Source organism: Marinobacterium litorale DSM 23545 (assembly GCF_000428985.1).
GTDB lineage: Bacteria > Pseudomonadota > Gammaproteobacteria > Pseudomonadales > Balneatricaceae > Marinobacterium_D > Marinobacterium_D litorale.
Window position 1 is genome coordinate 19,682 of record NZ_AUAZ01000007.1, and the last position, 22,997, is coordinate 42,678.

Consider the following 22,997-nt stretch of genomic DNA (forward strand, 5'->3'; position numbering starts at 1 on the left):
CAGATTATAGGGGCTAAGGGGCCTGCACTCAACAAAAGGTTACAGCTTTTGCACTAAGGTCTTACCGGACAGGGTTGAAAGTCCAAACTCTGAACCCCAATGAACGGCCGCGTGCAGGTAAATCTCAGGTCGCTAGCTCAGCAACTGAAGAATCGCATCCAGCTCCTCTTCGGACTTGAAGCTCAGACTGATTTTCCCCTTCCCTGCCGCATTCGCACGTACCTCTACGGGTACCGAGAAGCGCCGTGAAAGCTCACTGGAGAGTGTTTTACAGCGCTCGTTGGGCTCCGGTTTCGGCTTAGGCTCGGGACGCCCTTCAGCGATTTTTCGCACCAGCGCTTCGGTTTGTCGTACCGATAATCCCTTGGCAACGACCTCATTGGCCGCCTCTATCTGTCGTTCCGCTTCCAGCGGCAACAGCGCCCGGGCATGACCCATCTCCATGTCACCGTATTCCAGCATCCGTTTGACCTCATCGGTCAGATTCATCAGCCGCAATAAATTGGTGATCGTTGAGCGTGATTTGCCGACGGCGTCCGCCACCTGCTGCTGGGTCAGCTCGAATTCTGTCTGCAACCGGTGAAGCGCGATCGCTTCTTCCATCGGATTGAGATTTTCGCGCTGAATGTTTTCGATCAGCGCCATGGCGATGGCAGCTTCATCAGGCACATCACGGATGACCACCGGGATGGTATCGAGCCCGGCCATCTGCGCGGCGCGCCAACGACGCTCGCCAGCGATAATCTCGTACATCTCCTCGTCAACCGGACGAATCACGATGGGCTGCATCACACCCTGGGCCTGAATCGATGCCGCCAGTTCTTCAAGCGCCTGAGGTTCCAGATCACGACGTGGTTGATAGCGACCACGCTGAATGCGATTCAGTGGCATCGCCATCAACTCCGCGCCGGGCTTTGCTGCCGCCGGCTGATCGACGCTCACTTCCTCCGCATCAGGACTGACGCTGGAAAGCAGTGCATCGAGTCCTCGCCCCAAACCGCGTTTTTTAACCGCCATCGTCAGTCGTCCTGTTCCGTAGCCATCGCTTTGGGTGCCTGTTCCTGATCCGTTCGCCGAATCAACTCGCCGGCCAATGCCAGATAAGCCAGGGCACCGCGTGAATTCTTATCGTACTGTAAAGCCGGCATCCCATGGCTGGGTGCCTCCGCCAGACGCACATTGCGCGGGATCACCGTCCGGTAAACACGCTCTCCAAAATATTCCACCAGGTGATCAGAGACATCTTTGGTCAAACTCATGCGCGGATCGAACATGGTGCGCAGAATACCTTCGATTCGGAGCTTGGGATTGAGCCGTTTGTTGATCTTGTCGATGGTTCCAACCAATGCACTGATCCCTTCGAGTGCATAGTATTCGCACTGCATCGGGATAATAACGCCGTGGGATGCTGACAGCGCATTGACCGTGAGCAGGTTCAACGACGGAGGGTTGTCGATCAAAATAAAATCGTAACGTTCAAGCAGTGGCATCAGCGCCATTTTAAGCCTGAACTCGCGCCGCGGCAGTTGAAGGAGCTCCACTTCCGCCGCTGTTAAATCGCCATTCGCGCCCAGCAGGTCGTAACCGCACGGCAATCCGGTAACCAACGCATCCTCTGCACTGGCCTGATCCGTCAGTACTTCGTAAACGGAGGTTTCCAACTGATGCTTATCGCTACCGCTCCCCATGGTGGCATTGCCCTGGGGGTCCAGGTCGATCAGTAACACCCGCTTTTTGGTTGCGGCCAGTGATGCAGCAAGATTGACACAGGTCGTGGTCTTGCCGACACCGCCCTTCTGGTTGGTGATCGTGAGGATCTTCGCCACGCTCAGGCTCTCCCTAGGTTTTCAGGGGCAACGGAGTTGGCTGGAGTATCGGGAACGCCCCCTAAAATCAGCAGATGCCGCTCGCCGTCTGTGCCGGGCAGCCGCAAACGATGGCTGGCCTGCAACTGATAACCGGGCGGTAACTGTTCAAGCTCCGCCTCAGGATACAGCCCTTTCATGGCAAGAAAAACACCCCCGTCAGCGCGCAGGTGGGCGGTCAGGTTCACCATATCGACCAGAGATGCAAATGCACGCGAGACGATCTGACCGAAAGGCCCGCTTTCACAGGCTTCGACCCGTCCGTGAATCACCTGCAGATTGTCCAGCCCCAGCTCCATTTTTACCTGAGTCTGAAACCGTGTCTTTTTGCCATTGCTATCCAGAGTGGTCACGGAGAGCTCAGGGCGCATGATCGCCAACGGAATCCCGGGTAAACCCGGTCCGCTGCCCACATCCAGCAGCGGTTGCTCATTAATCCAGGGCAGAATGCTCAGGCTATCAACCAGATGACGGCTGATCATTTCAGCCGGATCGCGAACGGCTGTCAGGTTATAAGCCCGGTTCCATTTTGCCAGCAACGCATGGTAGGCCAGGAGTTTCTCGATTTGATTATCCGTTACCCGGATTTCCAGAGCCTGTAGCTGTTGTTCGAGCTGATGCTGATAGCTGCTCATCAACCGGTTGCCTTCTGTTTGAGCTGACGTTTTTTCAGGTGTACCAACAGTAACGAGATCGCCGCCGGCGTCATGCCTTGAATACGTGCGGCCTGGGCCAGAGTCTCCGGGCGCTGCTGCTGTAGCTTCGCCTTGATCTCGTTGGACAATCCCCCCACCGTTTCATAATCAAAATCGGTGGGCAGTGGCGTGTTCTCCTGGCGCTGCATCTGCGCGATTTCATCTTTTTGGCGGTCGATGTAGCCGGAATATTTGAGCTGAATCTCAACCTGCTCGGCCACCCGTGGGTCCGCCACGGCATCGCCCTTAAGCGCAGCCACATCGCTGTAGCCCAGTTCCGGTCGCTTGATCAGGTCAGCCAGGTTGTACTCCCGGGTCATGGGCGACGTCAGTTTCTCCTTGAGTGAGTCCGCCTCAGTGGAACCGGGCTGGATCCAGCTGGTACGCAGGCGCTGTGTTTCCTGCTCGATCGCTTCTCGCTTGGCACAGAATGCCGCCCAACGTTCATCGCTGACGATACCCAGTTTGTGACCCTGTTCGGTGAGGCGCAGATCGGCGTTGTCTTCGCGCAGTATCAGGCGATATTCGGCACGGCTGGTAAACATACGGTATGGCTCGGCGGTGCCATGGGTAATCAGATCGTCAACCATCACACCGATGTAGGCTTCATCCCGACGTGGATACCAGCTGTCACGGTCCAGCGCCTGTGCCGCGGCGTTAACCCCGGCCAACAGGCCTTGGGCGCCCGCCTCTTCATACCCGGTTGTACCGTTAATCTGGCCGGCAAAGAAGAGCCCACCAATGACCTTGGTCTCCAGCGTGTGCTTCAGATCCTGCGGATTAAAATAATCATATTCGATGGCATAGCCCGGGCGCGTGATATGGGCCTGTTCAAAGCCTCGCATCGAACGAACCGCTGCCAGTTGAATATCGAACGGCAGGCTGGTTGATATGCCATTCGGGTAGAGCTCGTGAGTCGTCAGACCTTCAGGCTCAACAAAGACCTGGTGTTGCTCCTTATCGGCAAAACGATGGATCTTGTCCTCGATCGAGGGGCAGTAACGGGGGCCCACACCCTCAATCACGCCGGTGTACATGGGGGAGCGATCCAAGCCGGAACGGATGATGTCATGAGTACGTGCGTTGGTATGGGTGATAAAGCAGTTTACCTGCTGCGGATGCAGCGCTCGATCACCCATAAAAGACATCACCGGTGTCGGTGTATCCCCCGGCTGTTCCTGCATGACAGAGAAGTCCACGCTGCGGGCATCAATACGGGGAGGCGTTCCGGTCTTAAGGCGCTCGACGCGTAGCGGAAGCTCCCTTAAGCGTTGGGCAAGGCGCTGAGCAGGCGGATCACCTGCACGTCCACCGGAATATTTCTCCAGACCAATATGGATGATGCCACCCAGGAAGGTCCCGACAGTGAGGATTACGCTACTGGCGCGAAAACGGATACCACTCTGGGTGACGACACCTGTTACCCGCTCCCCTTCAATCAGTAGATCATCAGCAGCCTGCTGGAAGATCTGCAGACCAGGCTGGTTTTCCAATACCTGGCGGATTGCAGCTTTGTAGAGCACACGGTCGGCCTGTGCTCGGGTTGCTCGTACTGCAGGGCCTTTACGGGCGTTGAGCACCCGAAATTGAATTCCGGCACGGTCTGTCGCCAATGCCATAGCACCGTCCAGCGCATCAATTTCCTTAACCAGATGGCTTTTACCGATGCCGCCAATAGCGGGGTTACAGGACATCTGGCCCAGGGTCTCGATGTTGTGGGTCAGCAGCAGGGTCTTTGCACCCATACGGGAGGACGCCAATGCCGCTTCTGTTCCGGCATGGCCGCCGCCGATGACAATCACGTCAAAGTGGTCTGGATAATCCACGTGCACCTCACAGGATTGGAGTTGCGCAGAGATGAGCTGCGAGAAAAGGCCGGTGATTATAGCGCCTGAGTTGACCTGAAGAAATGGTTAAAAATTAGACAGCTCTATTTTGGTCTGTTTACGTACTGATTAAAAATAAAGAAAGAAGAAGTATAGATAGAAAGATTGTGATGGTTACTGATGTAAGGCACGCCGACTTCTATTGATAACAGGAATAAGCATTTAAAAAACAACATATTAGGCAGTGTGCGAACGCGTAGATGCAATGCGTATCGGTTGCTCACACCCTTGGGACCAGCTGTTGATAATAAAGCTGGTTACCCACACCCCAATTTCACCCACCTGTTATCCCCATCTTGGACCTGATCTGATACAGCATAGACACACATCTTAATGTGGACCGATAATTTCAGAAGACAACCTGTGTGTAGATCGCAATCTCGAGGTGCAAAGCCTGTGGGATGGATGTAATGTCGAACAACAACCGCGATACATTGCTGTGGGCAAGGTGTACACAGAATATGTTATTCTCGGTCTGTGGATATGTGTCGGACTGTGAATATAATTCCTCATAAATACGGATCAAAAATTAAAATCCTTTATTTTCATATAGTTAAAGCTACTTTTTGATCGGTAACCTTTTGATAACTGTGTGAGTAATGTTATGTTTACAGAGGTTGCTACCAGCCTATGTTATTCACAGAAATTTTCTGCATATTTATCCCCTGAAACAGAATGGAAGTCAGGAATAACTCTGTGAGTAATGTGAATAAGTTTTTTTGCGAAGTTATCCACAGAACCAGCTTCCAAAACCGTCTTATCTGTAAAAACCAGCTTTCAGATAATCAATATTGCAATTTGATTGTCGGGAAGGTATATCTGGGGCCCGCATAGATGCCGGATCTATTCGAGGCCGAAGGCCCCATTGAGTTGGCTGAGGATGCTTATCTTGTTCCAGGCTACCTGGCTCGATACAGCTCGGAGATGATTCCACTGCTGCGGAATATTCTGCGAATGGCACCATTACGCCGCATGCAGGTACCGGGTGGAGGCTGGATGACTTCCCAGATCAGTGGTTGTGGCCAGGTCGTTTGGGTGAGCGATCTTGATGGTTATCGGTACAGTACGATTGATCCGCTGACGGGTCGGGCCTGGCCTGAAATGCCAGATCGCCTGCACCAGCTTGCGGTGCAGAGCGCAGCGGTGGTTGGCTTCACCGATTTCAGTCCGGATTGCTGTCTGATTAACTGCTATCGACCCGGGACCGGCATGGGATTGCACCGGGACAAGGACGAGCGCGACTTCAGTGCGCCAATCGTCTCATTCTCTTTGGGCATTCCGGCGGTGTTTCTATTCGGAGGCCATCGGCGGCGCGATCCGGTTTCCCGCGTCACTCTGGAACATGGTGACTTGGTGGTCTGGGGGGGCAAATCACGCCTGTATTACCACGGGATCGCCAAGCTCGCGAATGCAACGCATTCTGAACTGGGTGCGTTGCGCATCAACTTAACCTTCCGTGAAGCGCTCTGAACTTAAGCTGCATTGATCACAGTTATCACCGTGTTCCACCTGCAGGGTTGTATGTTGGATTTGAAAATCATGACTGAGCTGCTGACTGATACGCGACAGCTCGCTATCGCCTGGATGTCCACCTGGCATAACCAGATGCGCTGTTAATGCCGTTTCAGTGGTACTCATACCCCAGATATGAAGGTCATGGACCTGTTCCACGCCGGATTGATCAGCCAAGAAGGTTTGAACGGCCTGCAGATCGATATGGGCGGGAACCGCATTCAATGAAAGACGCAGCGAATCACGCAGAAGTCCCAGTGTAGACAGCAGGATAATCGCCACGATCACCAGGCTAATGATCGGATCAAGCCAGAACCAGTCGGTGACCAGGATGACGGCACCGGCCGCGACAACACCGACGGATACCAACGTATCCGCCAGCATATGCAGCCAGGCACCGCGTATATTGAGGTCGCTTTTTCGGCCTTTCATGAACAGCAACGCTGAAATACCGTTGATTACAATGCCGATCCCCGCGACCAGCATAACGGTGGCGCCCGCCACCGGCTGAGGATCAAGGAAACGCTCTATCGCTTCCCAGGCGATCGCCCCGCAGGCGAATAACAGGAGCATCGCATTGGCTAACGCAGCCAGTATGGAGCTGCTTCGCAGGCCGTAGGTATAGCGTTGATCCGGTGCGCGGCGCGCAAGCATAACCGCACCACCCGCCAGCACCAGACCCAGTACATCCGATAAATTATGGCCTGCATCAGCCATCAATGCTGTGGAGTGGGCGATCACACCATAGATAAATTCGACCAGTACAAAGGCACTGTTCAACACGATCGTGATAATAAAGGCGCGACCATGCTCTGTGGGCGAGGGGCCGTGGGAGTGATCGTGAGAGTGGCTGTGGCTGTGGCTCATAGGCTCAAGGCTAGCCCAACGACAGGGCTCGGCTCAAGGCCCAAACCCTCATGGAGGGTCCTATTTCATCCAGCCATTGATTTACTTACCGATACAGAAAGAGCTGAAGATCCGTCCCAGCAGATCATCCGGTGTGAATTCACCGGTGATCTCGCCCAGAGCCTGCTGAGCCAGTCGCAGGTCCTCAGCGAGTAGCTCGCCGGCACCCTCTTCTTCCAGCTGACGGCGGCCGGTCTCGAGGAAATCGCCCGCCCGTTGGATGGCATCGAGATGGCGACGGCGCGCCATAAAACCACCTTCGGTGGTAGCGCTGAATCCCATGACGGCTTTCAGGTGATCACGCAGTAGATCGACCCCCTCGCCGGCCTTGGCCGAGAGCGCTATCAGCGTATGCGCGCCCTGTTTTTCGATGCGAACGGGTTCGCCACTGAGATCCGCTTTGTTTCGGATCAGTGTCAGGTGGCTTAAATCATCGAGATGATCGGTCAGTTCGGGCCAGACCTGGTTTGGATCGGTTGTTGTGGTACGGGTGCTGTCCACCATCATCAAGATGCGATCAGCCTGACGAATTTCGTTCCAGGCCCGATCAATACCGATCCGCTCCACCGCATCGGGTGCGTCCCGCAACCCCGCCGTATCGATAATATGCAGCGGCATGCCATCGATATGGATCTGTTCACGCAGCACATCGCGGGTGGTGCCCTCGATATCGGTAACGATGGCGGTTTCCCGGCCCGACAGGGCGTTGAGCAAGCTCGATTTTCCGGCGTTGGGGCGACCGGCGATTACCACCGTCATGCCTTCACGTAGCAGACTGCCCTGACGGGCTTCCTGACGCACCCGCTCCAGCTGGGTGATGATCGCCAGCAGGTCGTTAAGGACTTTGCCATCGGCGAGAAAGTCGATCTCCTCCTCGGGAAAATCGATGGATGCTTCCACGTAGATGCGAAGGTGGATCAGCGACTCAACAAGCTGATGAATCTGGTTGGAAAACTCGCCCTGAAGTGAACGTAACGCACAGCGGGCTGCTTGCTCGGATGAACTGTCGATCAGATCGGCAATCGCCTCGGCCTGCGCCAGGTCGAGCTTGTCATTCAGAAAGGCGCGCTCGGAAAATTCGCCGGGTCGTGCCGGCCGTGCACCGGCCTGAATCAGCGTTTGCAGCAGCAGGTCCAGAATGACCGGCCCGCCATGACCCTGAAACTCAACCACATCTTCACCGGTAAACGAGTTGGGGCCGGGAAAGTACAGCAGAATACCGCGGTCGATCTCTGTGCCCGCACTGTCGAGGAACGGCGTGTAGTGCGCATGGCGGGGGGTGGGTTCGAAACCAACCACCAACCGGGCCAGCGGTTTTGCCTGGGCGCCGGAGAGACGGATGATACCGACACCGCCGCGTCCGGGCGGAGTGGCTTGAGCGACGATTGTATCCTGATCGATCTGCATCACGGTTTACCGGTTTAACGTTGAACGGGGGCGTTAAAAAAGGCTCCCGCAGGAGCCTTTTTCGAGTCAGACGATTACGCCTTCTTGCCTTCGCCTGCTTCTATCTGGCGATTGATGATCCACTGCTGAGTGATCGACAGAATGTTGTTGACCAGCCAGTACAGGACCAGACCTGCCGGGAACCAGAGGAAGAAGAAGGTAAAGATCACCGGCAGCATCTTCATGATTCGGGCCTGCATCGGGTCTGGAGGCGTCGGGTTAAGCAGCTGCTGAATGAACATGGTAGCGCCCATCAGAATCGGCAGGATGAAGTACGGGTCCATCTGCGAAAGATCCTGAATGTAGCCGAAGAATGGCGCGTGACGCAGTTCGACAGACTCCATCAGCACCCAGTAGAGGGCGATGAACACAGGCATCTGGACCAGAATCGGCAGACAGCCACCCAGCGGATTGATTTTCTCCTTCTGGTAGAGCTTCATCATCTCCTGGGACATCTTCTGTCGATCATCGCCATACTGTTCTTTCAGGCGCTGCATCTCCGGGCCAAATTTGCGCATCTTGGCCATGGATTTGAATGCTTTGGCGTTGAGCTGGAACAGGGCGATTTTCACCAGCAGTGTGATGCCGATGATCGCGACACCCCAGTTTCCGACCAGGGAATGGATCCACTTCAACAACATGTAGAGCGGCGATGCGATCCACCAGAGGATACCGTAGTCGATAGTCAGCTCCAGGTTAGGCGCGATCTCTTCCAACTGGTCCACATCTTTGGGTCCGGCATAGAAGGTTGCACTGACGCTGGACTGCTCGCCCGGTGCCACGGTAAAGCTCGGTGACAGGAAGCCGGCAATATAGTTGCCGTTCAGCTTACGGGTTTGATAGGTGTACTCAGCGCCGGGGGCTGGGATCCAGGCGCTCAGGAAGTAGTGCTGAACCATCGCGACCCAGCCATCCTGGCTGGTGCGGCTGAAGCGCTCCTCGTCCATGTCACCGAAGTTAACTTTCTGGTAGTTGTTTTCGGTGGTGGAGAACACGGCGCCCAGGTAGGACTGCATCCCCATGGAGGTCTGCTGGGACGGATCGGGGCTGCCATCACGCTTGATCTGACCGAACAGCACGCCTTGCCAAGGGGCCTCGCTCTGGTTGTCGACCAGGTACTCCATGCCCACGCGGTAGCGTCCTTTCTCGAACGTAAAGCGCTTGGTAATAACCGCGCCGTTGTCCTGAGTGAAGGTCAAATCCACCGTCAGTGAATCCTGATCACCGAGTGTGTATTCGGTTTGTGCGCTGGTGTAGAGCGGGCGACCGTTTTTATTGGCGTCGGGGCCGTTCTGTCCGATCAGACCGCTCTGCGCCACGTAGGTGCGATTGGCGTTCTGCTCAAGCAGGACAAAGGGCTGATCGGCGTTCAGCGTCGCATCGTGCTGTGGCAGGGCCGCCTCAATAATGTCGCCCCCGTGCGGATCGATACGCAGCTCAAGCACGTCAGTGGTAACGTGGATCAGTTTAGCGTTACCGGTGGTTTTAACCGGCTGGTCGCCACTTCCCACATTGGGAATATCCGCGCTGGCAGGTTCTGCACTGCCGGCGGTGGGCAGTTCGCTGTTAGCATCCGGGTCTGCGTAGGCGGAAACACTCGGGGCTTGGGTTTGGGTGGCGGCTTGTTTCTGAGCGGGACCGTAATCTTCGTTCCACTGCAGTACCATCAGGTAGGAAACAAGTGCCAGGGCGGCAATCAATATGACTCGCTGTACATCCATGGCGATGGGACCATCAACTTTTTTTGTGAGCTTTTTGGGCTTTCTTGATCAATCTGGACCAGCAGCGCTCAATCATCCGGTGTAGCTCGGGGTTATCGAGCGTATCCAGGCCGCGCCGGGCCAGGATGACCATATCCACTTCAGGGAGCTGATGCTGGTGCAGGCGAAAAGACTCGCGAATGATACGCCGAACGCGGTTACGTTTGACAGCCCGACGGATGTTTTTTTTGGAGATAACGAATCCGATACGGGGATGATCAAGACCGTTGGGAGAGGTCAGTATGAGCAGAGGTTGCTCGGATACCTTGAGCGACGCATTATCGAATACGCGCTTGAAATCCCCGCCAGTCAGCAAACGTAACTGGCGGGGATAGCGAAGATCGGCCATGCAGTTTTAGTCCTGCTGGCTGAATCAAGCAGACAGGCGTTTACGGCCTTTGGCGCGACGACGGTTCAGAACCTGACGGCCATTTTTGGTTGCCATGCGGGCACGGAAACCGTGGTTGCGCTTGCGCTTGATAACGCTGGGTTGGAATGTTCTTTTCATTGCCTCAGTCCTACTTACGTTCTGTACGTGAGGTGCTGATCCACGTATAGGTCAAAAATCAAGACGCGAGATTCTATTGAATGGCGCGCCCGGATGCAAATGGTTTGTCTGTTTTTTGTGCTAATTAAGTCTCTATATAAGGCTTTAATAAGGCTGTATATCGCGCTTGGCATCGTTTCAGTGGTCAAACAGCAGCGATGGGCGGTGGCTGAGCGGTACATGCCAGAGGTTTGCTCATCCCATAATCAGTATATCTGTTTGTAACCCATAAAAAATCATTAAAATCATTATATAAGGGTGTTTATAAACCTCTTGAAACACTGTTTTTTTCTTGTGTTGTGTGTTCGTATCGTGGATAACGGCCACCACAAGGCCAGGGTGAGCCCGATCAAACCCTTTATTCATCAGGCATGAAAAAGTTTGCTCACAGCTGTGTATAACTGGCTGCTGCCGGGTTAGAATAGCCGGCTCGATAATAATCATCAGTCATACGCTGCGCTGCCAGGCCAGCTGTATGTGCAAAGGTTTTCAGGGGTCTAGGGATGTCAGCCGAGCTTTGGGAGCAGTGCCTGAAGAGTCTGCAGGAGGAGTTTCCTGCCCAGCAGTTCAATACCTGGATCCGTCCGTTGCGTGCGGATGGAGCAGAGAACGGACTGGTTCTGCTCGCACCCAACCGATTTGTACGCGATTGGGTTGCCGACAAATTTTTATCCCGAATTCGTCAAGTCGTGGCCGATGTAACCGGTGAAATCGGCACGGACGTCCGCCTTGAAATCGCCGGTCGTGCGTCGACCCTGAACACGGCGGCTCCGGCTGCCTCGCCCACGCGCCGCCGGGCTGCACCGATCCGTCAGAGAATGGCGGCACACCCGGTACCCGCCGCGGAGGTCGAGCAATTTTCCCAGTCGCAACCTGAACCTGCATCAGCCGTTGCGCCCGGAGGGTCTTTTTTTGCCAATGAGGCCTCCCCCACCTCCCCGGCCATGATCAGTGATGAGCCCGAGCCCCAACTTGAATTGGAGATGGCGCCACTGGATGACAACCGGATGGGCGGTCCGGAGCGACGGGTCGAGGTCGAAGGCAGTATTCGTCACCAGTCTAACCTCAACCCCTCGTTTACCTTCCAGTCGTTTGTACAGGGTAAATCGAACCAGCTTGCGCTGGCGGCGGCACAGCAGGTTTCCGACAACCCCGGTGGTGCATACAACCCTCTCTTCATATACGGCGGCGTTGGTCTGGGTAAAACGCACTTGATGCATGCGGTGGGTACCGAAATGCTCAAGCGCAATCCCAATGCGCGGATTGTCTATCTGCACTCCGAGCGCTTCGTCGCGGATATGGTCAAAGCGTTGCAGCTTAACGCGATCAACGACTTCAAGCGGTATTACCGGTCCGTTGATGCCCTGCTGATCGATGATATTCAGTTTTTCGCCGGCAAGGAGCGTTCCCAGGAGGAGTTTTTTCACACCTTCAACGCCTTGCTGGAGGGTGGTCAGCAGATGATTCTGACTTCCGACCGGTACCCCAAGGAGATCAGCGGCGTCGAAGAGCGCCTGAAATCCCGCTTTGGCTGGGGCTTAACCGTGGCGATTGAGCCGCCCGAGCTGGAGACGCGGGTGGCGATCCTGATGAAAAAAGCCCAGGAAGCCAAAGTGCAGTTGCCCGACGACTCCGCGTTCTTTCTGGCGCAGAAAATCCGCTCCAACGTGCGCGAGCTGGAAGGCGCTCTGAAGCGCGTTATTGCCAATGCTCACTTTACGGGCAACGAAATTACCACGCCGTTTATCAAAGAGTCCCTCAAGGACCTGCTGGCATTGCAGGATAAACAGGTTAGTATTGACAACATCCAGCGTGTCGTTGCGGATTACTACAAGATCAAGGTGTCTGATCTACTCTCCAAGCGGCGCAGCCGTTCGGTTGCCCGGCCCCGTCAGGTGGCGATGAGTCTTGCCAAGGAGCTGACCAACCACAGCCTGCCGGAGATCGGAAATGCGTTTGGCGGACGTGATCACACTACAGTGCTCCACGCGTGTCGCAAGATTAAAGAGCTGCGTGAGAGTGATACGGACATTGCCGAAGATTACAAGAACCTGCTGCGTCATCTGACGGCGTAGTGATCGGATCCTGACAAGGTAGAAGCCATGAGATTCGTTATTTCCCGTGAAGCACTCATCAAACCGCTGCAGCTCGTTGCCGGTGTGGTGGAGCGTCGCCAGACACTGCCGGTGCTATCCAACATTCTACTGGTGGCTGAAGATAACAGCCTCTCGTTGACCGGTACCGATCTTGAAGTTGAGCTGGTCGGCCGCGTCGAGCTGGACGAGCCCGCCCAGGCCGGTTCAGTGACCGTGCCGGCGCGCAAGCTGATGGATATCTGCAAATCGCTGCCTGACGATGCACGCATAGAGCTTGAGCTGACCGGCCAGAAGATGGTGATTAAGGCCGGCCGCAGTCGTTTCTCGCTTTCGACGCTGCCGGCGGCTGAATTCCCCAATGTGGAAGACAGCCCACAGGCGATGGAACTCACATTGCCGCAGGGTTCGCTGCGCCAGTTGATTGAGCAGACCGGCTTCTCCATGGCCCAGCAGGACGTCCGCTATTACCTCAACGGTATGCTGCTGGAGGTACGTGACGGTACTCTGCGGACCGTGTCCACTGACGGTCACCGGCTTGCGACAGCAGTCAGCGACGTGGAGGCGGACAACGGTGTCCAGCACCAGATCATCGTGCCGCGCAAAGGTATTCTTGAGCTTGCCCGTCTTCTTCAGGGTGGCGATAACCCGGTGAAGCTGGTGATTGGTGCAAATCATATCCGGGCCAATGTCGGTGACTTCACTTTTACCTCCAAGCTGGTTGATGGCAAGTTTCCGGATTACCAGCGGGTTATTCCCCGTAACGGCGACAAGATCATGCTGGGTGACCGGCTTGAGCTACGCCAGGTATTCAGCCGAATCGCGATCCTCTCCAATGAGAAATACCGCGGCGTTCGCCTTTCGCTCACCGATGGCATGTTGCAGGTGATGGCGAATAACCCGGAGCAGGAAGAGGCAGAAGAAAGCGTGGCCGTGGATTATGAAGGCGGTTCGCTTGAGATCGGCTTCAACGTCAATTATCTGCTGGACGTATTGTCCATTCTTAACTCTGATGTCGTTCGCTTCACGCTGTCGGACTCCAATAGCAGCGCTCTGGTAGAAGGGTTCGATGAACCCAACGCCACCTACGTTGTTATGCCGATGCGGATGTAGTCGATGTGAGCGTTTACTTACAAAAATGTAAGCGCTCACTACGCCCTTCTCATGCTAATAAAGGAATTGCAGATTAGTAATCTGCGCAACCTTAGCTCAGCTAAACTGGAACCCTCCCCACGCGTTAACCTGCTCTATGGGGAGAATGGCAGCGGAAAAACCAGCCTGCTAGAGGCGGTCCATTTTCTGGGCCTTGCGCGCTCGTTCCGAACCCAACACTTCCGTCAGGTGATCCAGTCCGATAAGGACGCCCTGCTCGTTTTCGCCCAGATCGTTGCCGGCGATCAGTCTCAGGTCAGGCCGTTGGGCGTCAGTCGCGCCCGTGATGGCGAACTCAAAGTGCGGTTTGCCGGTGAGTCATTAGGGAATGCCGAGCTCGCTGCGCTGATGCCGGTGCTGGTCATCAACTCCGAGACCTTCGCTTTGCTTGAAGGGTCACCGGCTGTGCGCAGGCAGTTTATCGACTGGGGCGGATTTCATTCAGACCCGCGATTCATCCGGCTTTGGCGCGGCTTTCACCGTGCACTGAAACAGAGAAATTCGCTGCTGAAATGTGGTAAAATTGATGCCCGCGTCAGAGAGGTTTGGGACGCGGAGCTGATCGCTTTTGCCGAACCGCTGACCGCACTGCGTGAAAGCTATATCAGCGCCTTGGTCCCGGTGTTTCAGCGTATTCTCTCGGAGCTGCTCCAGGGTGTTGAGGTGGAACTGCGTTTCCAGTGTGGCTGGGACAGCAAACGGGCCCTGGCTGAGGTACTCAAAGAGAACTTCGAACGGGACGTGCGCCAGGGGTTTAGCGGAAGCGGCCCACAACGGGCGGACCTGAAGTTTCGTGTGGCGGGCCAGGATGCGGCTGAACGGCTTTCCAGGGGCCAGAAAAAGCTGGTCGTCAGTGCGTTGAAGTTGGCTCAGGGCGTCCTGTTCCACGAACAGACCGAACGTGCCTGCGTCTATCTGATAGACGATCTACCGTCAGAATTGGACGAGCGTCACTGTCAAAAATTCTGTCGCTTTTTAGAAACAAGTATAAACCAGTGTTTTATAACCTGCGTTGATCCCGCATTGATGAGCCGCCTTTGGCAGCCGGAAACGGAGCTGGCGCTCTTCAGGGTCGACGGGGGAACCATATCGCAGACGGCTGCACCAGGAGAACATGATGAGCGGTGAAAACCAGAGCTACGATTCGTCCAGTATCAAGGTACTTAAAGGTCTTGATGCCGTGCGTAAGCGCCCGGGCATGTATATCGGCGATACGGACGATGGCAGTGGTCTGCACCACATGGTGTTCGAGCTGGTGGACAACGGTATCGATGAGGCGCTGGCAGGGCACTGCTCCGAGATCGCCGTTATCATCCACCCCGATGAAAGCGTGACCGTGTCTGACAACGGCCGGGGTATCCCCACCGACATCCATAAGGAGGAAGGTGTATCGGCGGCAGAAGTCATCATGACCGTTCTCCACGCCGGGGGTAAGTTTGACGATAACACCTATAAGGTATCCGGCGGTCTGCACGGTGTGGGCGTGTCAGTGGTTAATGCGCTCTCCAGCGAGCTGCGCCTGACGATCCGCCGAGCCGGCCAGGTCCATGAGCAGGTTTATCACCATGGCGTGCCCCAGGCACCTCTGGCCGTTGTGGGTGAGACCGATGCCAGTGGCACCATCGTTCGCTTTAAGCCGTCGGAAGAGACGTTCAGCAACATCAGCTTCCAGTACGATATCCTCGCCAAACGTCTGCGCGAGCTTTCATTCCTCAACTCCGGTGTGCGTATCCGCTTGAAGGATGAGCGCAGCGGCCGGGAAGAGATCTTTGAATATGAAGGCGGTCTGGCAGCCTTCGTTGAATACCTGAATCAGAATAAATCGCCGGTTAACAAAATCTTCCACTTTGACGCCATGCACGAAAACGGTGTGGGTGTTGAAGTCGCCTTGCAGTGGAACGACAGCTTTCAGGAGAGCCTGCACTGCTTTGCCAACAACATTCCGCAGCGTGACGGCGGTACCCACCTGTCGGGCTTCCGTGCTGCCCTTACCCGCTCGCTGAACAGCTATATTGAATCAGAGCAGCTCAACAAAAATGGCAAAGTCGCCACCAGCGGTGATGACAGCCGTGAGGGCCTGACGGCGATTATCTCGGTTAAGGTACCTGACCCCAAGTTCTCCTCCCAGACCAAGGATAAGCTGGTCTCCTCAGAGGTGAAGACGGCCGTCGAGCAGCTGATGGCGCAGTTCCTGAACGACTACCTGCTGGAAAACCCGCAGGATGCCAAGGCGGTGGTTCAGAAAATGATCGATGCGGCCCGTGCTCGCGAAGCGGCCCGTAAAGCCCGCGAGATGACCCGCCGCAAGGGCGCACTGGATATCGCCGGCTTGCCGGGCAAGCTGGCCGATTGTCAGGAGAAGGATCCCGGCCTTTCTGAACTGTACCTGGTGGAGGGTGACTCCGCCGGCGGTTCTGCCAAGCAGGGGCGCGACCGTCGCACTCAGGCGATCCTGCCGCTCAAGGGTAAAATCCTTAACGTTGAAAAAGCGCGTTTTGACAAGATGCTCACCTCGGCCGAGGTCGGTACGCTGATTACGGCGTTGGGCTGCGGCATTGGTCGTGACGAATACGATATCGAGAAGCTGCGTTATCACCGTATTATCATCATGACCGACGCCGATGTGGATGGCTCCCACATCCGTACACTGCTGCTCACCTTCTTCTTCCGGCAGCTGCCGGAACTGATCGAGCGCGGCTACATCTATATCGCGCAGCCGCCGCTGTACAAGGTCAAGAAGGGTAAGCAGGAGCAGTACCTCAAAGATGATGAGGCGATGGAGAACTACCTGCTCCAGGGGGCGCTTGACGGTACGTCGCTCTACATCAACGAAGATGCCCCACCGGTTTCCGGTCCTGCGCTGGAGGAGCTGGTCAGCCGCTACCGTAAGGTAGAGAAGACCATTGAGCGTTTGAGCCGTCTCTACCCCAAAGCGGTATTGAACCAACTGCTCTACCTGCCCACAATCAATGTGGAACAGCTGGCGTCGAAAGAAACGGTTGAGACCTGGGTTAATCAGCTCAATGAAGCCCTGGCGCTGTACGCCAGCAGCTCCTCCGAAAGCTACGAGTGCACTGTTGAGCATGACCGTGAGCACAGCCTGTACATCCCCTGCATCCGCCGTATCCACCACAGCGTTGCCAGCGATTACCGCCTGGATCTGGATCTGTTCCGTTCCCGGGACTTCCAGTCCATCGAAACCATGGGTGAAGAGCTACAGTCGCTGCTCGACGATGGTGCTTTCCTGCAGCGGGGCGAACGCCGCTTCGGCCTGACCGACCTCGGCGCCGGTATCCGCTGGCTAATGGACCTCTCCCGCCGCGGTAACGCCATCCAGCGTTACAAGGGTCTTGGCGAGATGAACCCGGACCAGCTTTGGGAAACAACCATGGACCCGGATGCGCGCCGTATGCTGCAGGTATCCATCGACGATGCCATTGCAGCGGATCAGCTGTTTACGACGCTGATGGGTGATGAAGTGGAGCCCCGTCGCCACTTTATCGAGTCTAATGCCCTGAATGTATCCAACTTGGATGTATAAGCGGCACCTGTGTCGGATCTCATTCAAAATGAAATGAAGTCTCATCCAGAGTGAAATTAGAAAGCAGCCCTAGTGGCTGCTTTTTCGTCCTACCCGAACTATCTTTGTTACATCTAGCTACTCGCCCTGCACTTTCGAGGCGCGTTGATTCGTCTGTTCGTGACGCCGTGTTTTGAGCATTTTCTCTAGTGGCATAGAAGCTGCAGCAGAAAGGAGAGTCCTAACGCACGGAGAGCCATATGCAGGTCCAATCACGTTCTAACATACTGACTTATAGCGATCTTCAAGCACCAGCAGGGAGCATATCGGGCGGCAAGGTATTTCCGTCTGTTGATAGTGAGCCGGCAATTAAGCGTGATCGGGTAACGCTGTCGAGTACCGCTAAGGTGCTTTCGGATAGCGATGGTGCGCTTGCACCCCAAAGAACCGAGGCGCAACAGCGGCTGATCATGGGAGCCAGTTCTGATTCGGCCAGTGCAGAGAAGATTGCCCACGACATGGCGGTGGCGGATAGCATGATTCTTTACGATATTTCAGACCTTGTAAGACAGGGTGTCCTTGAGGGTGAGGTTAAGCTGTCTACATCGGGCCGGATTGTTGGGGAAGCGTTCAAGGAGGCGTTTGCAAAAGAAGCGGCTGAGCTCGATGCTGAGCGGCTTGCGCTCTATCGCTCTGAGAAAGCCAAAGGTACCGACGCACTGCAGATTCTCAAAATCATGATCGATTTCACCAATGAGAATGCGAGTGACCTTTACAAGGAGGCAACCGGTCAAGGTTGGTTTGGCAAGTAAAGCTTTTTGGAACACGGACAATACTGGGATAGGCAGACGTTTTGTACATAGGTTGGCACAGCAGACCTATCGGAAGCGAGGAAACGTCAGGTCTGCCGTGCCGGTTCAAATGGGATTAGCAGCATTCCTGCTCTATCCGCCATAGCATCTCCTTGCCCGCTTCATCGGCTGATGATTCCAGGTAGTCGTACAGGTTGTTCATCTGGGCGCCGATAAAGAAGAGGTGGTCGTGATTCATTCGGGCTTTCTGGGCCAGCTTTTCGGCGAAGTATGCACGCCATCGTTCATCACCTTTTCCGGCTTTCAGGTGGGATTCAATCCGCGCCATCAGTGTGTCGGCCTGTTGATCGCACTCAATTCCGCAAAAGGAGACGTAGCGATCAGTTTGGGCAGCCATATCCATAGTTAACCTCCAGTGATTCAATGATCATGGAGGTCAGCTTATCAGCTGGTAGACCCCAGGACTGTCAGCGGCCTGACACATCGTCCGTCATGTCGATCAGGCGATCTGGGTCGATGATTCTCAGGCATTGCCGTCCCGCTTTCTCGATCAGCCCTTCACGTTGCATTCGATTAATCAGCGTTGAGAGGGTTTGACGGGATGTTCCCAGCCGGGTCGCAAGTCGCTCGGTGCTCTCGACGAGATGTATGGTACCGTCCTTGCTTCCACTGGTTTCCCGGATCAGAAATCGGGCTAGCCGCCCTTCTACGGACCGGAACGCCAGATCTTCGATCAACTCCAGCGCGGCGCTCATGATTTGTCCGATCTCTCTTAGTGCGATCATTGCGACATCCGGTTGACGGCTTATCAGTCCTCTTAAGTCGGCCATGGGCCAACTAAGCACTGTTGTCGGTTCGATTGCTTCCACCCATGTCGGCGTGTGGGTAACGAATAGACCGCCCTGTTCCAGGTAGCCCAGGGTTTGTTCTTTTGCGCCGCCCAAGAGTGATATCCGAGCTCGGCCCGTTACCAGAATGAATACCCGGTTGTCAGGCTCTCCGGGGCGGGCAATCATCGAAGACGCGGGATAGCTGCGTTGTGTCCCGGTTGGTAGCTGTTCAATCCAATCATGCATGATCTACTCGCTTTGTTTTATGTGCGCCGCAAGTGCGCTGTCCATGGTTTTGGCGTGTAGATCGAACCAGGCTGGAAGGCTGTCCCCAAGCCAGGCTTTGGCCATGGGGAGTCGCCCTGCCTGGACGCGTTGGTTAAACCTTTCCATGTCGCCCAGGATGCGCTGGTGATCAGCGCGGTGTTCACCATAGGCGCTGAAGTTTGAGGCCTGCATGCGCGCCTCTTCATCCGCAAAATGGGTTTTTGTGTGCTCGAAGAGTTCGCTGAAGAGTGATTGAAACTCTGCTCCGGAGGCCGCTTCGGTTTTGGTGCACAGTTCAATGAACGCTTTGTGGGTTGTATCCATTTCCGGATCGCCCAATTGGTATAGGGAATCGAAGTGTGTTTTTAGGTCTGAATTGGTGGGCATGTTCGCTACCTCTCAATGCCAGGCTGTCGGGAATCAGCCAAAAATCGCTTGCTGTATTCCTGCCTGCAATTCAGGTGCCATTGATTAAGGGCGGTGGTTTCACGTGGAACACCGAGGAGGAAAGAACGGAAGGGAGTTCCACGTGAAACAGGAATCTGTTTCGTGAGGCCGGGTGTGAATGAGGGCGCTTCCGTTGACACAAAAAAGCCGCATCTGGAGATGCGGCTTTGAAAGGATCGCTATGGAGTGAGGTGTTAGCCCGCCAGGAGCGAGATGTCCGCGACACCCAGGAACAGGCTGCGAAGCTGGCTGAGTAGCGCAAGCCGGTTTGCCCTGACCGCTGGATCGTCGGCCATTACCATAACTTCATCAAAGAAACGGTCGACCGGCTCCTGGAGCTGGGCCAGTTGTTCGAGCGCGGGTTGGTAGTCCCCTTTGGCGAACAGTGGCGCCAATGACGTATCGAGCTCAGCAACCTTATGTGCTAATTGCACCTCGGCATCATCGGCCAGCAATGCTTGGTTAACTGCGTTGCCGATCTCACCTTCCTGCTTGTTGAGGATGTTGGAAACGCGCTTATTGGCTGCGGCAAGCGCTTCAGCCTGTGGCAGCGTCCGGAAATGAGCAACGGCATGAACCCGCTGATCGAAGTCCAGGGGGCGGCTTGGGCGCAGAGCGTGAACAGCCAGATAGTTATCGACCGCAATTCCGCGTTCGTCATACCAAGCGCGGAAACGTTCCAGCATGAACTCGAGTACCTGTTCAACTACAGACTCCTGGGCCGGGAGTGCGCCGTATTGATCGGCGGCGGCCTGGAGCAGTGTGCGAAGGTCGAGTGGCAGCTGTTTCTCGATCAGTATACGAAGCACGCCTAGAGAGGCACGGCGCAGGGCGAACGGATCCTTGGAGCCGGTCGGTGGCTGGTTGATGCCGAACAGCCCAACGAGAGTGTCGATGCGGTCAGCCAGGGCTACCGCGATGCCGGTACCGGTGGTGGGGAGTTCGTCACCGTGATGGCGCGGCATATAATGCTCGTTCTGCGCCAGCGCGACCTCTTCGGGTTCGCCATCGTTGAGCGCATAGTGGTAACCCATCAGGCCCTGAAGTTCGGGAAACTCAAGCACCATCTCGGTGACCAGGTCCGCCTTGCAGAGTTGACCGGCACGCTCAGCCTGGGCCTTATCTGTCCCACACTCCTCGGCAATGCGACCCGCCAGCCCGGCAATACGGGTGGTTTTGTCGTGGACGGTGCCCAGCTGCTGTTGGAAAACGATCGATTTTAAAGACTCGGTGCGCGAGGCAAGCGTCCGGTTCTTATCGGTCTCAAAGAAAAACGCAGCGTCGGAAAGGCGCGGACGGATAACCTTCTCGTTACCTTCGATCACCTGGCTCGGGTCTTTGGACTCGATATTCGATACGGTGATGAAGTACGGCATCAGGTTGTTGTCGTCATCCAGTAGATGGAAGTACTTTTGGTTATCCGCCATGGTGGAGATGAGTGCCTGAGAAGGGACCTCCAGGAAGCGTTCCTCGAAACGACCGGTCAGGGCGACGGGCCACTCGTTCAGCGCGGTGACCTCATCGAGCAAGTCCTCTGAAATAACAACGTTGCCCCCCACCTTTTTGGCTTCATCGAGAAGCTGTTCGCGGATCAGGGCTTTACGCTCCTCAAAGTCAGCGATGACATAACCTTTCTCTTTGAGAACTGAAGCGTATTCGCGGCCGGAGAAAAGCTCGATCGGCTGGTTGTAATGGAACCGATGTCCGCGCGTGTGGCGGTCGGATTTATGCCCGAGGATTTCACAGGTCACTACCTCGTCACCAAACAGCATAACTTGCCATTTCACCGGACGGACAAACTCGGTTCTTGAGGATCCCCAGCGCATGCGCTTGGGGATCGGCAGCTTGTCGAGCGCACGGGTGATGATAGCAGGGAGCTGAGGTGCAACCGGGCTGGCGGGATTGACCTGCTCGAAACAGATCTTGCCACCCTCTTCGCTCAGTTGATCCACGGTGGTGCCACATTTACGTGCGAAGCCTTCCAGTGCTTTACTGGGCTTGCCCTGGTCGTCGTAGGCAATATTGACCGGGGGGCCCTGAACCTTGGTGCGACTCTCCGGTACTTCGGTTTGGAGGTCCGTTACCAGGAGTGCGAGGCGACGCGGTGCCGCGTAGGAGGTGAAACCAGACTGGGCCACACTCTCTTTACCCAGAAGCTCAGTCAGCCCTGCTTTGACTTCGGATTCAAGCGCAGCAGAGAGCGATTTGAGTGCTTTAGGGGGCAGCTCTTCGGTGCCCAGTTCGAATAGAAAATCCTTGGCGGACATCAATGAGCCTCCTCTTCAGTCGCCGCTAATACTTCGTCACGCAGTGCCGGGTCCGCCATTGGGAAGCCAAGAGCATGCCGGGAATTGAAATAGGCATGGGCCACGTCGCGGGCCAGGGTGCGTACGCGGAGAATGTAACGTTGGCGCTCGGTAACCGAAATGGCGTGACGGGCGTCCAGCAGGTTGAAGGTGTGCGACGCCTTCAGCACATGCTCATAGGCAGGAAGCGGTAACGGCTTGTCCAGACCAAGTAGCTTGTTGCATTCGCGCTCGTGGTATTCAAAGTTACTGAACAGTGTATCCACATCCGCGTGTTCGAAGTTATAGGTGGATTGCTCCACTTCGTTCTGGTGGTACACATCACCGTAAGTGACGATGTCGCCATTGGGGCTGCGAGACCAGATCAGGTCGTAAACGCTATCGACCTTTTGCAGATACATGGCGATACGCTCAAGGCCATAGGTGAGCTCACCGGTCACCGGGTAGCACTCCAGGCCGCCTGCCTGCTGGAAGTAGGTGAACTGGGTAACCTCCATGCCGTTAAGCCAGATCTCCCAGCCCAGTCCCCAGGCACCCAGCGTGGGGGATTCCCAGTTATCCTCGACGAACCGGATATCGTGCACGAGCGGATCGACACCGATATGCTCAAGTGACTGCAGGTAGAGTTCCTGGATGTTGTCGGGGTTGGGCTTGAGAACCACCTGGAACTGGTAGTAATGCTGAAGCCGGTTCGGGTTTTCTCCGTAACGGCCATCAGTGGGGCGGCGGCTCGGCTGAACATACGCGGAGCGCCATTTTTCGGGGCCGATGGCCCGTAGGAAAGTAGCGGGGTGAAAGGTGCCCGCACCTACCTCGAGATCCAGCGGCTGAACCACGACGCAGCCCTGCTCGGCCCAAAATTGCTGCAGGGCCAGGATCAGTCCCTGGAAAGTGCTAACGTCTGGATTTACCTTGTCAGTCACGGAAATCACCATTGAATTCGAAGTGAACAA

The 22,997-nt window shown here is 55.6% G+C and carries 21 protein-coding genes; 6 read left to right on the top strand and 15 right to left on the bottom strand.

Annotation, left to right across the window (positions count from 1 at the left end):
• Positions 1 to 132: 132 nt before the first annotated feature.
• Genes G403_RS0107565 through mnmG form a run of 4 tightly spaced genes read right to left on the bottom strand, consistent with a single transcriptional unit; the run spans position 133 to position 4,386 of the window.
• Complete coding sequence (locus G403_RS0107565; protein ID WP_027853454.1) at positions 133 to 1,017, bottom strand: ParB/RepB/Spo0J family partition protein; 885 nt, start codon at positions 1,015 to 1,017, stop codon at positions 133 to 135.
• 2 nt (positions 1,018 to 1,019) lie between these two features.
• A complete protein-coding gene (locus tag G403_RS0107570; protein ID WP_027853455.1) occupies positions 1,020 to 1,826 on the bottom strand; it encodes a ParA family protein in 807 nt (268 codons plus the stop codon).
• Between the two features lie 2 nt (positions 1,827 to 1,828).
• Positions 1,829 to 2,500 (bottom strand): 16S rRNA (guanine(527)-N(7))-methyltransferase RsmG, encoded by a 672-nt coding sequence (rsmG, locus tag G403_RS22590; RefSeq protein WP_051298703.1) that lies wholly within the window; start codon positions 2,498 to 2,500, stop codon positions 1,829 to 1,831.
• On the bottom strand, positions 2,500 to 4,386 hold the full coding sequence (gene mnmG, locus G403_RS0107580; protein ID WP_027853456.1) for a tRNA uridine-5-carboxymethylaminomethyl(34) synthesis enzyme MnmG: 1,887 nt from the start codon (positions 4,384 to 4,386) through the stop codon (positions 2,500 to 2,502). Before mnmG ends, rsmG begins: the two co-directional genes overlap by 1 nt.
• A gap of 894 nt (positions 4,387 to 5,280) precedes the next feature.
• Here mnmG and alkB point away from each other — a divergent pair.
• Complete coding sequence (alkB, locus tag G403_RS0107585; protein ID WP_027853457.1) at positions 5,281 to 5,916, top strand: DNA oxidative demethylase AlkB; 636 nt, start codon at positions 5,281 to 5,283, stop codon at positions 5,914 to 5,916.
• Here alkB and G403_RS22595 read toward each other — a convergent pair.
• The 6 genes from G403_RS22595 to G403_RS0107615 form a co-directional block, all read right to left on the bottom strand.
• Positions 5,893 to 6,825, bottom strand: a complete 933-nt coding sequence (locus G403_RS22595; protein ID WP_036233008.1) for a cation diffusion facilitator family transporter — start codon at positions 6,823 to 6,825, stop codon at positions 5,893 to 5,895. The two genes, alkB and G403_RS22595, sit on opposite strands and share 24 nt — an antisense overlap.
• Positions 6,826 to 6,906: 81 nt before the next feature.
• Positions 6,907 to 8,271: a tRNA uridine-5-carboxymethylaminomethyl(34) synthesis GTPase MnmE gene (gene mnmE / locus G403_RS0107595; RefSeq protein ID WP_027853458.1), complete on the bottom strand. Its 1,365-nt coding sequence runs from the start codon at positions 8,269 to 8,271 to the stop codon at positions 6,907 to 6,909.
• A 74-nt stretch (positions 8,272 to 8,345) separates the two neighbouring features.
• The gene (yidC, locus tag G403_RS0107600) at positions 8,346 to 10,031 is read right to left on the bottom strand and encodes a membrane protein insertase YidC (RefSeq protein ID WP_027853459.1); all 1,686 of its coding nucleotides are present in this window, start codon (positions 10,029 to 10,031) and stop codon (positions 8,346 to 8,348) included.
• Between the two features lie 13 nt (positions 10,032 to 10,044).
• Entirely contained in the window at positions 10,045 to 10,419 is a 375-nt protein-coding gene (gene rnpA / locus G403_RS0107605) for a ribonuclease P protein component (RefSeq protein WP_027853460.1), read from the bottom strand.
• A gap of 24 nt (positions 10,420 to 10,443) precedes the next feature.
• Positions 10,444 to 10,578, bottom strand: coding sequence for a 50S ribosomal protein L34 (gene rpmH / locus G403_RS0107610; RefSeq protein WP_027853461.1), 135 nt, complete (start codon positions 10,576 to 10,578; stop codon positions 10,444 to 10,446).
• A gap of 234 nt (positions 10,579 to 10,812) precedes the next feature.
• Positions 10,813 to 11,061, bottom strand: a complete 249-nt coding sequence (locus G403_RS0107615; RefSeq protein WP_027853462.1) for a hypothetical protein — start codon at positions 11,059 to 11,061, stop codon at positions 10,813 to 10,815.
• A 59-nt stretch (positions 11,062 to 11,120) separates the two neighbouring features.
• On the opposite strand from G403_RS0107615, the gene dnaA reads away from it, so the two are divergent.
• The 5 genes from dnaA to G403_RS0107640 all read left to right on the top strand — a co-directional run bounded on the left by dnaA (position 11,121) and on the right by G403_RS0107640 (position 18,194).
• Entirely contained in the window at positions 11,121 to 12,692 is a 1,572-nt protein-coding gene (gene dnaA, locus G403_RS0107620; RefSeq protein ID WP_027853463.1) for a chromosomal replication initiator protein DnaA, read from the top strand.
• A gap of 27 nt (positions 12,693 to 12,719) precedes the next feature.
• Complete coding sequence (gene dnaN, locus G403_RS0107625) at positions 12,720 to 13,823, top strand: DNA polymerase III subunit beta (protein WP_027853464.1); 1,104 nt, start codon at positions 12,720 to 12,722, stop codon at positions 13,821 to 13,823.
• Positions 13,824 to 13,874: 51 nt separating this feature from the next.
• On the top strand, positions 13,875 to 14,990 hold the full coding sequence (gene recF, locus G403_RS0107630) for a DNA replication/repair protein RecF (protein ID WP_027853465.1): 1,116 nt from the start codon (positions 13,875 to 13,877) through the stop codon (positions 14,988 to 14,990).
• Positions 14,980 to 17,403, top strand: a complete 2,424-nt coding sequence (gene gyrB / locus G403_RS0107635) for a DNA topoisomerase (ATP-hydrolyzing) subunit B (protein ID WP_027853466.1) — start codon at positions 14,980 to 14,982, stop codon at positions 17,401 to 17,403. Before recF ends, gyrB begins: the two co-directional genes overlap by 11 nt.
• 239 nt (positions 17,404 to 17,642) lie before the next feature.
• On the top strand, positions 17,643 to 18,194 hold the full coding sequence (locus G403_RS0107640) for a hypothetical protein (RefSeq protein ID WP_027853467.1): 552 nt from the start codon (positions 17,643 to 17,645) through the stop codon (positions 18,192 to 18,194).
• Positions 18,195 to 18,309: 115 nt separating this feature from the next.
• Here G403_RS0107640 and cowN read toward each other — a convergent pair whose 3' ends face one another.
• From cowN to glyQ, 5 genes are all read right to left on the bottom strand, one after another.
• A complete protein-coding gene (gene cowN, locus G403_RS0107645) occupies positions 18,310 to 18,597 on the bottom strand; it encodes a N(2)-fixation sustaining protein CowN (protein ID WP_211232657.1) in 288 nt (95 codons plus the stop codon).
• A gap of 64 nt (positions 18,598 to 18,661) precedes the next feature.
• Positions 18,662 to 19,270: a Crp/Fnr family transcriptional regulator gene (locus tag G403_RS22600; protein WP_036233013.1), complete on the bottom strand. Its 609-nt coding sequence runs from the start codon at positions 19,268 to 19,270 to the stop codon at positions 18,662 to 18,664.
• 3 nt (positions 19,271 to 19,273) lie between these two features.
• On the bottom strand, positions 19,274 to 19,678 hold the full coding sequence (locus G403_RS0107655; protein ID WP_027853469.1) for a bacteriohemerythrin: 405 nt from the start codon (positions 19,676 to 19,678) through the stop codon (positions 19,274 to 19,276).
• A 254-nt stretch (positions 19,679 to 19,932) separates the two neighbouring features.
• On the bottom strand, positions 19,933 to 22,005 hold the full coding sequence (gene glyS, locus G403_RS0107660; protein ID WP_027853470.1) for a glycine--tRNA ligase subunit beta: 2,073 nt from the start codon (positions 22,003 to 22,005) through the stop codon (positions 19,933 to 19,935).
• Positions 22,005 to 22,979 (bottom strand): glycine--tRNA ligase subunit alpha, encoded by a 975-nt coding sequence (gene glyQ, locus G403_RS0107665; protein WP_027853471.1) that lies wholly within the window; start codon positions 22,977 to 22,979, stop codon positions 22,005 to 22,007. Before glyQ ends, glyS begins: the two co-directional genes overlap by 1 nt.
• Positions 22,980 to 22,997: the final 18 nt, after the last annotated feature.

What these genes read in the sequence shown, in the direction of transcription:
- G403_RS0107565 (WP_027853454.1), bottom strand. Translation starts at nt 1,017, where the DNA reads ATGGCGGTTAAAAAACGCGGTTTGGGGCGAGGACTCGATGCACTGCTT.
- rsmG (WP_051298703.1), bottom strand. Translation starts at nt 2,500, where the DNA reads ATGAGCAGCTATCAGCATCAGCTCGAACAACAGCTACAGGCTCTGGAA.
- alkB (WP_027853457.1), top strand. Translation starts at nt 5,281, where the DNA reads ATGCCGGATCTATTCGAGGCCGAAGGCCCCATTGAGTTGGCTGAGGAT.
- G403_RS22595 (WP_036233008.1), bottom strand. Translation starts at nt 6,825, where the DNA reads ATGAGCCACAGCCACAGCCACTCTCACGATCACTCCCACGGCCCCTCG.
- mnmE (WP_027853458.1), bottom strand. Translation starts at nt 8,271, where the DNA reads ATGCAGATCGATCAGGATACAATCGTCGCTCAAGCCACTCCGCCCGGA.
- yidC (WP_027853459.1), bottom strand. Translation starts at nt 10,031, where the DNA reads ATGGATGTACAGCGAGTCATATTGATTGCCGCCCTGGCACTTGTTTCC.
- rnpA (WP_027853460.1), bottom strand. Translation starts at nt 10,419, where the DNA reads ATGGCCGATCTTCGCTATCCCCGCCAGTTACGTTTGCTGACTGGCGGG.
- rpmH (WP_027853461.1), bottom strand. Translation starts at nt 10,578, where the DNA reads ATGAAAAGAACATTCCAACCCAGCGTTATCAAGCGCAAGCGCAACCAC.
- G403_RS0107615 (WP_027853462.1), bottom strand. Translation starts at nt 11,061, where the DNA reads ATGATTATTATCGAGCCGGCTATTCTAACCCGGCAGCAGCCAGTTATA.
- dnaA (WP_027853463.1), top strand. Translation starts at nt 11,121, where the DNA reads ATGTCAGCCGAGCTTTGGGAGCAGTGCCTGAAGAGTCTGCAGGAGGAG.
- dnaN (WP_027853464.1), top strand. Translation starts at nt 12,720, where the DNA reads ATGAGATTCGTTATTTCCCGTGAAGCACTCATCAAACCGCTGCAGCTC.
- recF (WP_027853465.1), top strand. Translation starts at nt 13,875, where the DNA reads ATGCTAATAAAGGAATTGCAGATTAGTAATCTGCGCAACCTTAGCTCA.
- gyrB (WP_027853466.1), top strand. Translation starts at nt 14,980, where the DNA reads ATGAGCGGTGAAAACCAGAGCTACGATTCGTCCAGTATCAAGGTACTT.
- G403_RS0107640 (WP_027853467.1), top strand. Translation starts at nt 17,643, where the DNA reads ATGCAGGTCCAATCACGTTCTAACATACTGACTTATAGCGATCTTCAA.
- cowN (WP_211232657.1), bottom strand. Translation starts at nt 18,597, where the DNA reads ATGGATATGGCTGCCCAAACTGATCGCTACGTCTCCTTTTGCGGAATT.
- G403_RS22600 (WP_036233013.1), bottom strand. Translation starts at nt 19,270, where the DNA reads ATGCATGATTGGATTGAACAGCTACCAACCGGGACACAACGCAGCTAT.
- G403_RS0107655 (WP_027853469.1), bottom strand. Translation starts at nt 19,678, where the DNA reads ATGCCCACCAATTCAGACCTAAAAACACACTTCGATTCCCTATACCAA.
- glyS (WP_027853470.1), bottom strand. Translation starts at nt 22,005, where the DNA reads ATGTCCGCCAAGGATTTTCTATTCGAACTGGGCACCGAAGAGCTGCCC.
- glyQ (WP_027853471.1), bottom strand. Translation starts at nt 22,979, where the DNA reads ATGGTGATTTCCGTGACTGACAAGGTAAATCCAGACGTTAGCACTTTC.